We start from the raw sequence: 14,150 nt of genomic DNA on the forward strand, positions 1-14,150 counted from the left end.
TCTCACCTACCCTCCAAAACTCATTATTAAGGATCTAACCATTAAATACCAACCATCTACCATAACAAATAATAATAATTTAAATGGTAGTGATACCATAACAGGAGGTACCATAAACATACCCATTGACATTAAAACACTTGCCACCACCATATCTATAATTAAGAATGGTAAGAATAATAAGAATCCTATTTGAAAGGCTGTTTTAAGTTCACTTATTGCAAAAGCTGGAATTACAACAGTTAATGGTATATTATCTTTTGTTATTTCTTCTTTATTAAGTTTAGAACTTTCTATAAAAAGTTCTAAGTCCTTCTGTCTAGTTTGTCTAAGCATAAACTCTCTTAGAGGTTTACTTCCCGCCTCCATGGCCTGCTCTTGAGTAATTTCATTATTCATAAAAGGCTTAAAGGCATTTTCATTTATTTCAGAATAAACTGGTTGCATTATAAATATAGTTAAAAATAAAGCTAGTCCAATTAAAATTTGGTTTGGAATAGATTGCTGAGCTCCTAAAGCATTCTTTAAAAAAGAAAATACTACTATTATTCTAGTAAAGGAGGTCATCATTATTATTATTGATGGTAATAAAGTTAATATTGTAAGCACAATTAACAATTTAATATTATCCACATAGTTTTGAGGTGACGTATTTTCTCCACCTACTTGTATATTTATATCTGGTATATTAATAGGCTGCGCACTAACACTTTTATTAAAGGCAAATATTAAAGTGAATACTAATAGCACCATAAATAAGTATTTCTTTTTCTTCATAATTATCTTCCTTCTAATTATTTTTATCCTTAAATCTCTTTATTTTAGATTTAAGATTAGTAATAGCTATCTCATATTGCTTACTTACCTTCTCTTTTTCTTTCCTCTTCTCTTCTTCTAAAAGAAAAGTTTCTTCTTCAGATAGCTCATCCAATTTATTAGTAGAGTTATTTGAAGTACTTAGAATATATCCCTTTTTACCTATTTTAACTACTACTATAGCAGTATCCTTAGAAATTTGATTTCTCTCAAGAACCTTTATGTATTTTCCTTCATTAATTTGACTTATTTTATTGTTACTTAATTTAAAAGATAAGTACATAAGTCCAAGTACTACTGCTAAAGCAAATATTAGTTTAAAAAGTAAAAATATAAAATCCATTGTTATCCTACTTTCTTTATTGAACTATAATATCACTAATATAAACATCCTTTAATACGCCTTTAGTTAGCTTCTCATTGATTCTAGTTATTAATTCACCCTTTAATACAGCTTCATTTGCTGGTTCAAAATCTTTAGCCTTGCAGGATTTAATATAAAATATAGCCACATCTCTTATGACTACCTTTTTTTCTTCTATTTCTTTTGCTAAATCTTTATTCTTCTTGTCATAACTTACAGACATATTTAACTTTACATATCTCTTTGAATTTTCATCACTCAAATTTACGAATATTTCTTCTCCAACACCTACATACGCTTCTTCTATTACTACAGGTTGTGACCCTGAGTTTTTACTCATAAAATAGTAAACTCCTCCAAAGGTCCCTCCTCCTACAAATATTAAAAGTAGCACTATTATTAAAACAAGTCTTTTACCCTTTTTCTTTTCTTTATTTTCATCAGCCATTTAGCCTTCCTCCTCCTCAGCTGTAACTATTAAAATATCTACTCTTCTATTTTTCGCCATATCATCATAAGTATTATTTGGAGCTACAGGTTGATATTCAGCATATCCTGTTGCCGAAAATCTTCTAGCATCTTGTCCTAAAACTTCTACAAAATATCTAACTACATTAACTGCTCTGTCTGCAGATAACTCCCAATTTGAAGGAAACCTTGATGTATTTATAGGACGGTTATCTGTATGCCCTTCTACTAATATAGGATTACTAACTGATGATATAATTGTGTTTAACTGATTTAATATATCTTTGCTATCTTCTTTTAAATCTGAGCTTGAAGTTTCAAATAATATATTATCTTTTACTTGCATAGCTACGCCTCTTTCATCATCAACTATTTCTACAACGCCTTGAAGATTCTTATCATTTATAAACTTCTTAATATTATTATACAATTTCTCTTGCTCAGTAAGTTCTTCTCCACCATCAATACTATCTTCAGTTTCTCCACCTATTAACGGTACTTCCCCATTATAAAGGTTGTATTGCATTAAAGTATCTCCTGTTTGTCCATTCATCATTGAAACAAAGGCTTGTGCAATATTCTTTGTTTTCTCAGCATCCACAGAAGACATTGAGTAAAGTAAAACGAAAAATGTAAGTAATAATGTTACAGTGTCGGCATAAGTAGCCATCCATTCATCGCCTTTTAAGCCTCCACCTTTACTTTTCTTATTTCTAGCCATTAAATAACAACTCCTTCACCATTTTCAATGCTGTTATTTAAATATTCTAACTTCTCCTTAGGAGGTAAGTATGTTATTAATTTTTCTTCTACAATTCTAGGATTTACACCAGATTGAATTGCAAGAATACCTTCTAATATCATCTCTCTTTCTCCCGCTTCCTTTGCACTTTTTTGCTTTAAATTTGATGCAATAGGATTACAAACTAAATTAGCCAATAATGAACCATAAAATGTTGTAATTAGGGCTTTTCCCATACCTGATGCAATATTTGCAACGTCAGTTAAATTTGCAAGCATTTGAATTAACCCTATTAAGGTACCAAGCATACCAAATGCTGGTGCATAAGCTCCCCAAGATAAGAATATTCCTGCTCCCTTTTCATGTCTATTTTCCATTTCTCCAATTTCTAGCTCTAATATTTCTCTAATAGTTTCAGGTTCTATACCATCTACTACCATTTGTAAGCCTTTTTTCATAAAAGGATCATCCATTTCAGAAATATCATCTTCTAAGGATAATAAACCTTCTCTTCTTGCTTTCTTAGAAATATTTGTGAACTGCAGGATAATATCTTTTGCTGAAGATTTATTTTCCTTAAAAGCTTGTACAAATAATTTTCCCATATTCTTCATCTCTTCTAATGTATAAGTAATTAGAAGGGCTGATATAGATCCACCTACTGTTATTATTACTGATGATAAATCCCAGAAAATTATAAGAGTACTTCCAAGGAACATCCCATATAGCATTAATAATATTCCTAAAACTAACCCTATTGAGGTTAAAATATCTGATTTTTTCATAATATTGCCTCCTATTACAACCTATAAGTAACAATTTTATTTTTATACTTTATAACTTTATCTACCACTTCATCTACGCTCTCTAGGACAATATACTTTTTTCCATTAGTTAATGTAATTAATGTTTCCGGGACTTCTTCTATTTTTTCTATATGATCTGCATTTAGTATAAATTCTTTGTTGTTCATTGCCGTAACATCTATCATATTATCTACCCCTTTGAACCTATATTTACAATTAATAATTAGCAATTAATAATGAATAATTAAGGAAGTGATTTGTTCCAAATCACTTTTAATAAATAATTACAAACAATTATTTATTACTGATTTAATTTGGAACAAACTACTAAAAACTCAGTTTCAAAATCTCCATAAAGAGTTTTATCCCCAATTATTCATTATCTATTATTTATTATCAATTACCATTATCTTTTTAAGTTTATTATGTCCTGAAGTATTTCATCTCCAGTAGTTATCATCTTACCTGAAGCTTGGAAAGCTCTACTTGAAACTATCATATCAGTAAATTGCTCTGCTAAGTCTACGTTTGACATTTCAAGCATACCTTGCAGATTGTCTCCATAACCTTTTGAATTATCATCATTTAATGTTCCTACACCACTTTTTATAATAGCATCACCGGAGTTAACTGATGAACTATAAAGGTTTCCTCCAAGTTTAGTTAAACCTTCTGGGTTCTTAAAGTTTGCCATTGCAATTTGTCCAAGTGCAGCAACTCTACCATCTTCAAGAACTCCATTAATTATTCCATTCTTATCTATAGTATAAGTTTTAACTGCAAGCTCAGTATCTGTTCCTGGAACTCTAACCTTATCTGGAATCTTTAAAGTCTTAAGTTGTCCATCATAAGATTTTAAATCTTTAGTTCCATCTACAAAGTTTATACTTCCATCAGCATTCATACTTTCAACTGGAGTACCACCATAAGTTTCATCAGAAACTACTCCATCAATTTCCATAGGCTTTCCTGTGGCAGTTATACCTTGATCAATTCCTTTACCTTCTAATGCTCTAGTTAAAGCATCTTGGATATTTTTTGCAGTTACAGCATTAGCTGTTACAAAATCTGCATTTATTGTAATAGTCTTTGATTTTTCATCAATTTCAGCAGAAGTTTTTGTTCCTGGAGTTATAGTTCCAACTTGGAACTTATATCCGTTAAGAGCTGCTCCAGCATCAAAAGTTAATTCAACTCCACCCACAACTACTTTAGCTGGTGACTTATCAACTTCACCACCTTCGATCACATCTGAAGTTAATCCTGTATAAGGCTTAGATGTTCCTGAAACCTTAACCTTTGGAGTATCTTTTGGATAATCCTTTGCTAATGCTTCATTAATTTTATCTTCTAAATCTCTAGCTGCTACCTTCTTAGTAAAATCTCCTGTAATTACAAGTTTTGGATTAGTTCCTGTTGTTCCAGGAGTATATTTTACACCAAGTGATGTTGCGTTAATATCTTGAATTTCAAACTCAATATTATTTAATAGCTCTCCTGTAGGCAATTCAACATTTAATCCTGCTATATTTAAAGCCTTAGGAGATGTTGCAGTTACACCCTCAGTAAACTTAATCTTATTATCTATATTATCTTTGTTTATTTGTCCTTCTACAGTTTCAAATTGAGTTTTAAGTCCTTCTGCTTTTAAAGCACTATTAAGCTTGGCTTTTAATTCATCTTTATTAAATTTATCTGGAGTGGAATAGAAATCTCCATTAATAACTATATTTCCATTTTCAACCACTACAGATAAAGCAGTTCCTGCTGAACTTTCTCCAATTGAAATAGTATAGTCATTTAACTCTCCATTTTTTGGCTTGCTAAAAGTAAATCCACCTACTGAAAGATCATTTTTACTTCCATCTTTCGCATTAACTATCTCTGCTTCCTTATCTTTCTTACCTGAATCATCTGAAGCTCCCTTAATATTAGCTAATGTAGCTGCACTCCCTGTAACCTTTGCTTCTTGTATAAATCCTTCTTTTTTAAGGGCATTATTTATTTCATCTTGTAAATCTGCAGCATTAAAAGCCTTATTTAAGAAATCACCATTGATAACTATTTTCTTTCTACCTTTTTCTACATTAACCTCTAATGGATCCTTAGATATATCTCCAATTTCAAAACTAAATCCATTTAATGCATTTCCTTCATTAAATTGAACTGTAAATCCAGCTATTGTAGTAGCTTTAGGAGGTAATGCATCAGTACCTCCTAAAACAGCATCAGATCCTAACTCTTCAAATTTCATAGGTCTACCAGATACAAATACTTGTTGAGATATACCTGCTGAAGATAATCCTTTATTAATTGCTGATTCAACTTGTGCAGGAGTTAAAGCTCCAGTATCTGAGAAGTCTCCATTAACTATTATTGTCTTTTCAGCTTTATTTACATCTGCTGATGTAACAGTTCCTGGTCCTATGTTTCCTAAAACAACTTTAAATCCATTTAATTGAGATCCTGGTCCAAATCTAAAGTCTAATCCAGCAGTATTTACAGCATCTGGTGATACACCAGTAGCTTGTTGAGCACTGTCATCATTAGTTAATGAATATCCAAGTACTCTAAATCCATCACCTGTTAATAAATTTCCTTGTTCATCTAATATAAATGAACCGTCTCTTGAATACATTATTTCTGTGCCAGAGTTACTTAATGATTGCTCTGTAATGTTATGAGCTCCTGCTCTATGATTTACTTCTAAAGCATTTCCATATATAGAAGGTCCTTTACTTACCATAAAGAATCCATCACCATCAATTGCAACGTCTAGTTGTCTTCCTGTTGGTTGCATCATACCTTGAGTCATAACTGAATCTATACTTGCAAGTTGTACTCCTAGTCCAACTTGGCTAGCATTAACCCCCCCTTGATTATTAGAAGGTGCCATTGCATCTGAAACATTTTGGCTTAACATATCACTAAATCTTGCTCTTGAAGATTTAAATGAAGTAGTACCTACGTTTGATATATTATTACCTATAACATCTAATTTTGTTTGATTTACTTTCATACCGCTTATACCGGAATACATTGATCTTAACATAATTGACCTCCAACCCTATATTTGTTTCTTGCATCTGTCATTCAGCAAGAATTAAGCCTCCTTATAAAAGGTCCAGCTTATAAAATTACTACACTATCAATATTCGTAAAAATATTATCCTTTGCTCTTTCCTTATCTACAGCTGTAATTACAGTTTTATTTTCAATACTAGCAACTAAAGCTACATCTTTATAAAGCATTACTGAATTCTTAGAACCCTTGTTTTCTGCTATCTTAAAACCTTTGCCTATTTCCTTCATATCATTTTCAGTAAAATTGATTTCTTTTAATCTATTGGCTGCATGTTTAGATAAGGTATATTCTTCTTGTTTACTAATTTCACTATTTAAAATATCTTTAAAACTAGCTTTATTATCATTAGTCTTTTCTGTACCCGTACCCTTTGGTAATTGAAAATTGCCAACTGGATAGGCTACACCATTAATTACCCTAAAGCCCAATGTAACACCTTCTTTTTATTAAGAATTTTCCACTTCTCCTTCTACTTCCCCTTCGCCATCTTCCTTATCTATCAGCTCATCTTTATTATTAGCTGCTTTAATAATTTTATCGTAAGTAAATTCTTGTATTTCATCGTTATCGTGTCTCTTAATTCTAACCTTAACAATACCTTGATCTTTAACGACTCCTAATACTTCTCCGGTAATATTTTCTTTGCTATCGTTTTGTTCACTTAGTTCAACATGCTTTCCTATAAATGATGATGCAACTAAGAATGACATATTACCATTCATATTGTTAATAGCAGGTAATGAATAATCAGGAACATCTAATACAGTTAAAATATCTGTTACATCAAAATCTTTATAAGTATTAGTTCCATTTTCATTTACTTCTATAGAAACTGTTGTTTTGCTACTATTGCTAGTAACAGATTTTACTATACCTGTGTAGTTAACTCCATTACTATCAACGCTCTTCATAGTAACGCCTTTTCCTACTAATGAGTTATTAGCATATCCAGTCATTGTATTATTTAAGTTAGTCATTTGCTCCATAGATGCAAATTGAGCCATTTGAGTTACATATTGAGTTGAATCATTATTCCCCATAGGATCCATATTAGATAACTCTGCTGCAAGTATAGTTAAGAATGCATTCTTATCCATATCTTGTCCAGGTTTCATAATTTGAGTTCCTCTATCTGTTGCCCTAGCTCCAGTATAACTATTAATTGTGTTAGACAATTCTCTTCCCCCTATGCTAAAATATTTAAATTATTTTCTAAGAGTGAAATTTCATCAGTTTCCTCATCATCAACAGAAGATATTCCACTTACATTTTGTGTTTGACTATTCTTGAAATTTTGATTTTGATTTTCATCTTCTCCACTAAAGAAAGTTGTATCTTCGTTATAAATACCTATATTCACTTCTTGAATTTTAATATTTTGATTCTCAAGTAATTTCTTTATCTCATTTAAATTAGAATTCAATAAGTTATACGTTTCTTTAGATGTAGCTTTAATTTCGGCCTTCATTATTCCTTCTTCAGAAAGAATTTTTATAGTCATTTCTCCAAGTTCTTTTGGATAAACCTTTACTTTAAGTTCAGAAATAGCATCTCTCATCATAAACTTTACATTTTTGATAATATCCATTTCTAATGTCTGCTTATTAACTGTAACAGGCATTTTTACTTCTTCAGTAACTGAAGGTAATCCATTAAGTTTATTATAATAGTTAAAGTTCTTCGCAGAAGTAATACTTGAATCATCATCTAAAAATTTCATTAAGACTTTCTCTTCCTTCTTAGATATCTCATCTTTATTAGATGTACTTTCTTTATTCGTAAAACTTTCTTTATTTAAGTCATTATTATTTTCTTCACTTGATTCTTTTATGGTATTAGCATCTTTAATATTATCTACTTTAGTATCTACCTTAGTAGCATTTTCTAATGAATCTTCTTTTTCATTAACCTTATTTACCAAAGAATTAAATATTGCCTTAACATTGCTATCTGTATCATCAAAATTTAAAACTTTTTCAATAGAAGCCATAATATCATTTTTCGTATCTTTTGGAATTACTTCAATTAAGTTTTTAACTTCTTTTACTAAATCATCTCTAATTAAATCTAATGAATTATTGTCTATCAATTCTAAATTAATACCACTTAACTTTAGATTTTCTTCAGCCTTTATAAGATTTTGAAGTATCTCTTGTATTTCTAAAAGACTATCTTTAAAAGTTTTATTCTCTACATCATTATTTAATAATGAAAGAAAATCATTACTTGAAGCCTTATCAGAAGTCTTGTTAAGTAAATCTAAAGGATTTTCACTTTTTAATGAAGCTATAGAGTCTATTAAATTTTCTTCATTAACTTTAGAAGTTTCATCATTATTTCCATCACTTAGCTTATTAAGTAAAGCTAATAGTAATGCCACTAGTTCAGTTGCCTCAACAGAGTCAGTTTCCACCTCTTTAGAGATTTCACTAGTTAAGTTTTCTATTTTCTCTACTATCTTTGAAGCCAATTCATCTGTAGATAATGAATCTGATTCCTTTATTGTTTTATCTGCTACATTAGTTAAATCATTATTATCACTATTTAACATCTTTTTATCAATATTATTTGCTTCTTTTGATACTGCTTTTTCTTTAACATTATTTGAAGATAAATTTTCTTTTAAGTAATCTTTGAAATTATCTTTTTTCAAATTTTTCACATCTGATTTAGAAAAACTTTCTGAAGACTTAAAATTATCAGTCTTATTTGTAAAGACTTTTAGTCCACTAATATCTACCACTTATCTCACCTCCTTTCAAGTGTAATAAGTTTCTTAATGATTCCTCATATATGCATATAAGGCTAACTCATCATTAAATATTTGTTCTTTTCTATCCTCTTCTTTGTTGAACTCTAAAAGTTGTCTTTCTTTTAAAATATCAACTGTTTTTCTATCAATTTGTTTTTTGATAAGGTCTTCTCTTCTTATTTCAAGTTCCTTAGCCTTAGTTATTAACTCTTTTTCAGTTTCATTTATCCCCTTATCTAAAGCAAACAAATAATTTTTCTTAATCTTTTGATAAATTAAGGATTCACCTTTGTTTATTCCATTGTACTTATCATAATTGCTTTTAAGCTCATTAAGCTTTTCTTCACTTTTTTGCTTTTCTCTTTGAGTCTTTGTAAAATTCCTTTTACTTTCCTCTTCTTTTTCTACTCTAATTTCTAAAAGCTTTTCTAAACCAAACTTAAACTTTGTAGACATTTAATCATCCCTTTAACTTCTAAATATTGAAATTAGTCTGTCCAAAGAAGTATTAAAATCAGACTTTTCTTCTATGCCTTGCTTTAAGAAGCCATTAATTGCATCATTATATTTTATCGCTAAATCTATTTTTTTATTGCTTCCTTTAACATAAGCTCCTAAATTAATTAAGTCCTCTGCATCTTTATATGTAGCAAGTAAATCTCTTCCTATAGATGCAGCTTCCTTATGATCATTTTCAGCAATATTAGACATAAGTCTACTTATACTGTTTAGTACATCTATTGCAGGATAGTGATTCTTATGAGCTAGTTTTCTTGATAAAACTATATGCCCATCTAATATTCCTCTTACAGCATCTGCAATAGGCTCATTAAAGTCATCTCCATCAACTAAAACTGTATAAAACGCAGTGATAGATCCCTTATCAGAGGTACCTGGTCTTTCCATAAGCTTAGGCAATTTAGCAAATACTGATGGAGTGTACCCCTTTTGAGCTGGTGGCTCTCCAATAGCTAGCCCTACTTCCCTTTGTGCCATTGCAAATCTAGTTACTGAATCCATCATTAATATAACTTTTTTACCTTTATCTCTAAAGTATTCAGCAATCGCTGTAGCAGTTAAGGCACCTTTAATTCTAATAAGGGCAGGTTTATCAGATGTAGCACAAACTACAATTGATTTTTTCATTCCTTCAGGACCTAAATCTTTCTCTATAAACTCCAGGACTTCTCTTCCTCTTTCTCCAATTAATGAAATTACATTTATATCTGCTTCTGCCTCTCTTGCAATCATTCCTAAAGTTGTACTTTTACCAACTCCAGAACCTGCAAATATTCCTATTCTCTGCCCCTCTCCCACAGTTAAGAATCCATCTATAGCTCTAACTCCTGTAGGTAGAATATCAGTTATTCTTTTCCTTTTTAAAGGATCTGGCGGCTCATTTTCTAAAGGATAGGCTTCGCCTAAAACTAATTCCTCATCAGTTAATGGATTGCCAAGTCCATCAAGAACCTTCCCTAATAAATCTCCTGAACAATTAACTTCCAAAGGTCTTCTTTCTGGAACAACCCTGCACCCTGATGAAATACCAATTAATTCTCCTAATGGCATTAATAGAACTGCATCTTCCCTAAAACCTACTACTTCGCACTTAACTGCTTTTCCCTCTTGATTATAGATAGTACATAGTTCACCAACAAAAGCTTTAATTCCTTGGACTTCAATAGTTAGCCCAATTACTTCTTTAACTGTACCTTCTATATAATGAGTATTTATTTCTCTAACAGTTTTATTTAATAACTCAAAATTAATATCTAACATCTTTTCACCTATTAATTTGTAATGCTTGTTCTAAATTTTTCAGGGCTACATCTAATCCTATGACTACTTTTCCTGTATTTTTTTCTATTACAGCATTTCCCTCTTCCATTAAAGGATCTTCTAATATGAATATTTCTCCTTTAATAGCATAAGCCTTCTTGTAGTATTCAGCTTTATCTTCTATTGCTTTAATATGAACTGAATTACATTTAATAATTATATTTTCTTCTCCCTTTGCATCACTTAAAATATCTTCAAGCAATGGTAAAATTCCAGACGAGGTTGAAACTTCTTTTTTTGCAATAACACTTGCCATTTCAAATGCTAAAGATATAATATCTTTTTCTTTTTTGTTCAGATATTCTAAAAATTCTCTGTTAGATTTACTTAAAATTTCTTCTGATTTTTCAATATTCCCTCTAACTTCATCTTTTGTTTCTTGTCTTACTTTTTCTAATCCTTCATTGTATCCATCTTCATAGCCATTTCTTTTTCCTTGAGCATAACCTTCTTCATAAGCTTTCTTTTCTATTTCACTTTTACTCTTACAGGCCTTATCTATTATTTCATCAGCATCTTCTTTAGCCTTCTTTAAAATATTAGCTCCAAGACTTTCATAACTTTTCTTTATATCTATTTCTCTTGAATCCTGATTCTTTTCGCTTTCCAAAAGCTCTGCTTTACTCACATAGTTTGTTGCTATCTTCTTCTCATTTCCTTTTAAAGCCGAAGTATTTTTAATTAAGTTATACGATGATTGCATCTTCTCCACCTCTTGAAATTATTATTTCTTGTGCATCATCTAACCTTCTAATAATAGCAACAATCTTTTGTTGAGCTTTTTCAACATCCATAAGTCTTACAGGTCCAAGGAATTCCATATCTTCCTTTAAAGCTGCAGCTGCTCTCTTAGATTGGTTTCTATAGATAGAGTTTGCAACTTCATCTGAACATCCCTTAAGAGCAAGTGCAAGTTCCTTACCATCAACTTCTCTAAGAATTCTTTGAATAGATACATCATCAAGAGTAATAATATCTTCAAATACGAACATAGAACTCTTAACAATATCTGCAAGCTCTGCATCTTCTCTTTCTAAGCTTTCAGTAATATTCTTTTCAGTAGTTCTATCAACTTGGTTCAGAATATCAACTAAGGTTTCAACTCCACCAAGTGATGTCATTTCACTCCTTACTACATTACTTAATTTGCTTTCAAGAACTTTTTCTATCTCTTTAATTACCATAGGAGATGTATTATTCATAGTTGCTATTCTAAATGCAACATCACTTTGTGTATCTTCTGGCAACTCCGCAAGTACTTGGGCAGCTTTATCTGGCTGTAAGTAACAAAGTATAAGAGCAATAGTTTGTGGATGCTCATATGTAATTACATTTAACAGTTGATGAGCATCTGCCTTTCTCGCAATGGAGAAAGGTCTATACTGCTGAGTAGCTTCAGTTACCTTACTTAAAATATCATTTGCTCTTTGAGTACCAAGAGCCTTAGACAATAATGTTCTTGCATACTCAATTCCACCTTCAATAATATAATCTCTAGCCTTATTCATTTCTAAAAACTCATCTAAAATAGTTTGCCTTTGCTCAGCAGAGACTGTAGAAATATTAGCTATTTCATATGTTATTTTTTGAATTTCTGGATCAGGTAGTTTCTTTAATATTGCTGACGAAGCCTCAGGTCCAAGTGTAATAAATAATATAGCTGCCTTTTGAACTCCGTTAAGCTTAGATGTATCTCTAGCCATATTATCACCTCTCATTATCAGCTAACCAAGATTTAACTATATCTGCAACTTGATCTGGTTTTTCACTGGCATATTTTTTTATTTCATTTTCTATATGTGCTTTAGGGTTTACTGTTTCAAAATTAATACTTGGCATTTGTGCTGTTTCTTCTGGTCTGTCATCTATTACTACATCTAAAAGATTAGTCTTTTCTTCTTCAGATTTTTTTCTTCTCTTTCTTAGTAAAATAATAGCTACAATAACTATAATTAGAGCTAGTAATCCTAAAACTGAATATAATATTATTTTATTTCTGCTTTCTTTAGCTAAAGCATCACTGATAGCATCAAACTCTTTTTGAGCCTCTTCCTTTGTTACAGGATCAAATGTCATTCCTACTACTGAAACGCTATCTCCTCTTTCAGTATTTAATCCTATAGCATTAGCAACAGATATTTCTATTGCATCTTGAACATTTCCTTCGATATTTCCATCTATAAATACTGAAGCTGTTAATCTCTTAACTTCTCCTGGAGCACTTATAGTCTTAATTTCCGTTTTACCACTTTCATAATTAGTATTAGTTTCTTCTTTTGAAGAGCCACCATTAGTGGTGTTTTCATCTATAGTATTTCCCATATTATTATCTACAGCACTTCCACTAGTTGAACCAGTGTTGCCACCATTATTTTCTTTAATCACTTGTTGACTAACAATAACTTTATTAGGATCTACTATAGTTTCTGTCTTTTGCCTAGAGTCAAAATCCAAATCAACATTAACAGAACTTTTAACCTTGTTTTTACCTACTACAGGTTCAAGTAATGAAACTATAGACTTCTCTATATCTTCTTCATATTTCTTTTCTAAACCGTATTGTTCTGTAATAGTTTCTGAGCTTACTACATTACCATCTTCAGAGTTTAGACCTTCTGTAAGTAAATTCATATTGTCATCAATTACTTCTATATTTTCCTTAGGTACATTTTCTGTACTCCCTGAAACTAGAGCAACTATTGATTTAACTTGTTCTTTAGTTAATTTATTTCCTGGTACAAGCTTCACATAAACAGCTGCTTTACCTGGCTCTTTATCCTCAACAAAAACAGAATCCTTTGAAGGAGTAATATGTACTCTAGCTGAATCTATTTGAGGGAAACTTTTAATAGTCTTCTCTAATTCACCCTGTTGCATTCTTAATTTCTTTAACTTAAACTCTTCATCTGTCATTCCAAAAGAATTTCCAGAATCCATTAGTTCATATCCCTTACTTCCATCAGAAAGTTCAGGCGCTAATTCTAATCTTAATTCATCAACTTGTGTCTTAGGAACTAATATTGAATCTCCTTCAATTTTCATATCAACTTTCTTTTCATTTAATTGACTTGTTACAAGTTGTGCATCACTTGCTTCTAGATTTGAAAATAAAACCTTATACTTAGTTGCTGAATTATAAAAGAACAAAGATAAAATTGCTATAATAAATGTAATAATCGCAGCAATTATCGCAATCCTAACACCTTTACTGAAAGATTTAAACCTTTTCCACAGCTTACTAAGGCTCTCCTTTAGCTTTTCCATTAAATAAGCACTCC

Annotated in this window: 15 protein-coding genes; all 15 read right to left on the reverse strand. The window is 30.7% G+C overall.

Annotated elements, in window-relative coordinates; translation table 11 throughout:
- Positions 1 to 6: 6 nt before the first annotated feature.
- Complete coding sequence (fliP, locus tag GPX08_RS10525; RefSeq protein WP_156626771.1) at positions 7 to 777, reverse strand: flagellar type III secretion system pore protein FliP; 771 nt, start codon at positions 775 to 777, stop codon at positions 7 to 9.
- Between the two features lie 13 nt (positions 778 to 790).
- Complete coding sequence (locus GPX08_RS10530) at positions 791 to 1,159, reverse strand: flagellar formation protein (RefSeq protein ID WP_156626772.1); 369 nt, start codon at positions 1,157 to 1,159, stop codon at positions 791 to 793.
- A 16-nt stretch (positions 1,160 to 1,175) separates the two neighbouring features.
- Positions 1,176 to 1,628 (reverse strand): flagellar basal body-associated protein FliL, encoded by a 453-nt coding sequence (locus tag GPX08_RS10535; RefSeq protein ID WP_156626773.1) that lies wholly within the window; start codon positions 1,626 to 1,628, stop codon positions 1,176 to 1,178.
- Positions 1,629 to 2,369 (reverse strand): OmpA family protein, encoded by a 741-nt coding sequence (locus GPX08_RS10540; protein ID WP_156626774.1) that lies wholly within the window; start codon positions 2,367 to 2,369, stop codon positions 1,629 to 1,631.
- Positions 2,369 to 3,175: a motility protein A gene (locus tag GPX08_RS10545; protein ID WP_156626775.1), complete on the reverse strand. Its 807-nt coding sequence runs from the start codon at positions 3,173 to 3,175 to the stop codon at positions 2,369 to 2,371. The genes GPX08_RS10540 and GPX08_RS10545 overlap by 1 nt, the downstream gene beginning before the upstream one ends.
- Before the next feature lie 14 nt (positions 3,176 to 3,189).
- Entirely contained in the window at positions 3,190 to 3,381 is a 192-nt protein-coding gene (locus GPX08_RS10550; RefSeq protein ID WP_156626776.1) for an endoflagellar protein, read from the reverse strand.
- A gap of 221 nt (positions 3,382 to 3,602) precedes the next feature.
- Positions 3,603 to 6,248, reverse strand: coding sequence for a flagellar hook-basal body complex protein (locus GPX08_RS10555; RefSeq protein ID WP_156626777.1), 2,646 nt, complete (start codon positions 6,246 to 6,248; stop codon positions 3,603 to 3,605).
- A gap of 77 nt (positions 6,249 to 6,325) precedes the next feature.
- Positions 6,326 to 6,709, reverse strand: a complete 384-nt coding sequence (locus GPX08_RS10560) for a flagellar biosynthesis protein (RefSeq protein WP_156626778.1) — start codon at positions 6,707 to 6,709, stop codon at positions 6,326 to 6,328.
- Between the two features lie 18 nt (positions 6,710 to 6,727).
- Complete coding sequence (locus GPX08_RS10565) at positions 6,728 to 7,456, reverse strand: flagellar biosynthesis protein FlgD (protein WP_156626779.1); 729 nt, start codon at positions 7,454 to 7,456, stop codon at positions 6,728 to 6,730.
- Between the two features lie 11 nt (positions 7,457 to 7,467).
- On the reverse strand, positions 7,468 to 9,024 hold the full coding sequence (locus tag GPX08_RS10570; RefSeq protein ID WP_156626780.1) for a hypothetical protein: 1,557 nt from the start codon (positions 9,022 to 9,024) through the stop codon (positions 7,468 to 7,470).
- Positions 9,025 to 9,057: 33 nt separating this feature from the next.
- Complete coding sequence (gene fliJ / locus GPX08_RS10575; RefSeq protein WP_156626781.1) at positions 9,058 to 9,489, reverse strand: flagellar export protein FliJ; 432 nt, start codon at positions 9,487 to 9,489, stop codon at positions 9,058 to 9,060.
- 12 nt (positions 9,490 to 9,501) lie between these two features.
- Positions 9,502 to 10,812 carry a flagellar protein export ATPase FliI gene (fliI, locus tag GPX08_RS10580; RefSeq protein ID WP_156626782.1) on the reverse strand — a complete coding sequence of 437 codons (1,311 nt, stop codon included), beginning with the start codon at positions 10,810 to 10,812 and terminating at the stop codon, positions 9,502 to 9,504.
- Between the two features lie 4 nt (positions 10,813 to 10,816).
- Positions 10,817 to 11,575, reverse strand: a complete 759-nt coding sequence (locus GPX08_RS10585) for a flagellar biosynthesis/type III secretory pathway-like protein (RefSeq protein ID WP_156626783.1) — start codon at positions 11,573 to 11,575, stop codon at positions 10,817 to 10,819.
- The gene (fliG, locus tag GPX08_RS10590) at positions 11,559 to 12,575 is read right to left on the reverse strand and encodes a flagellar motor switch protein FliG (protein ID WP_156626784.1); all 1,017 of its coding nucleotides are present in this window, start codon (positions 12,573 to 12,575) and stop codon (positions 11,559 to 11,561) included. Before fliG ends, GPX08_RS10585 begins: the two co-directional genes overlap by 17 nt.
- A gap of 4 nt (positions 12,576 to 12,579) precedes the next feature.
- A complete protein-coding gene (gene fliF, locus GPX08_RS10595) occupies positions 12,580 to 14,136 on the reverse strand; it encodes a flagellar basal body M-ring protein FliF (protein ID WP_156626785.1) in 1,557 nt (518 codons plus the stop codon).
- Between the last annotated feature and the right edge of the window lie 14 nt (positions 14,137 to 14,150).

Source organism: Clostridium tertium, assembly GCF_902652255.1.
Lineage (GTDB): Bacteria > Bacillota > Clostridia > Clostridiales > Clostridiaceae > Clostridium > Clostridium tertium_A.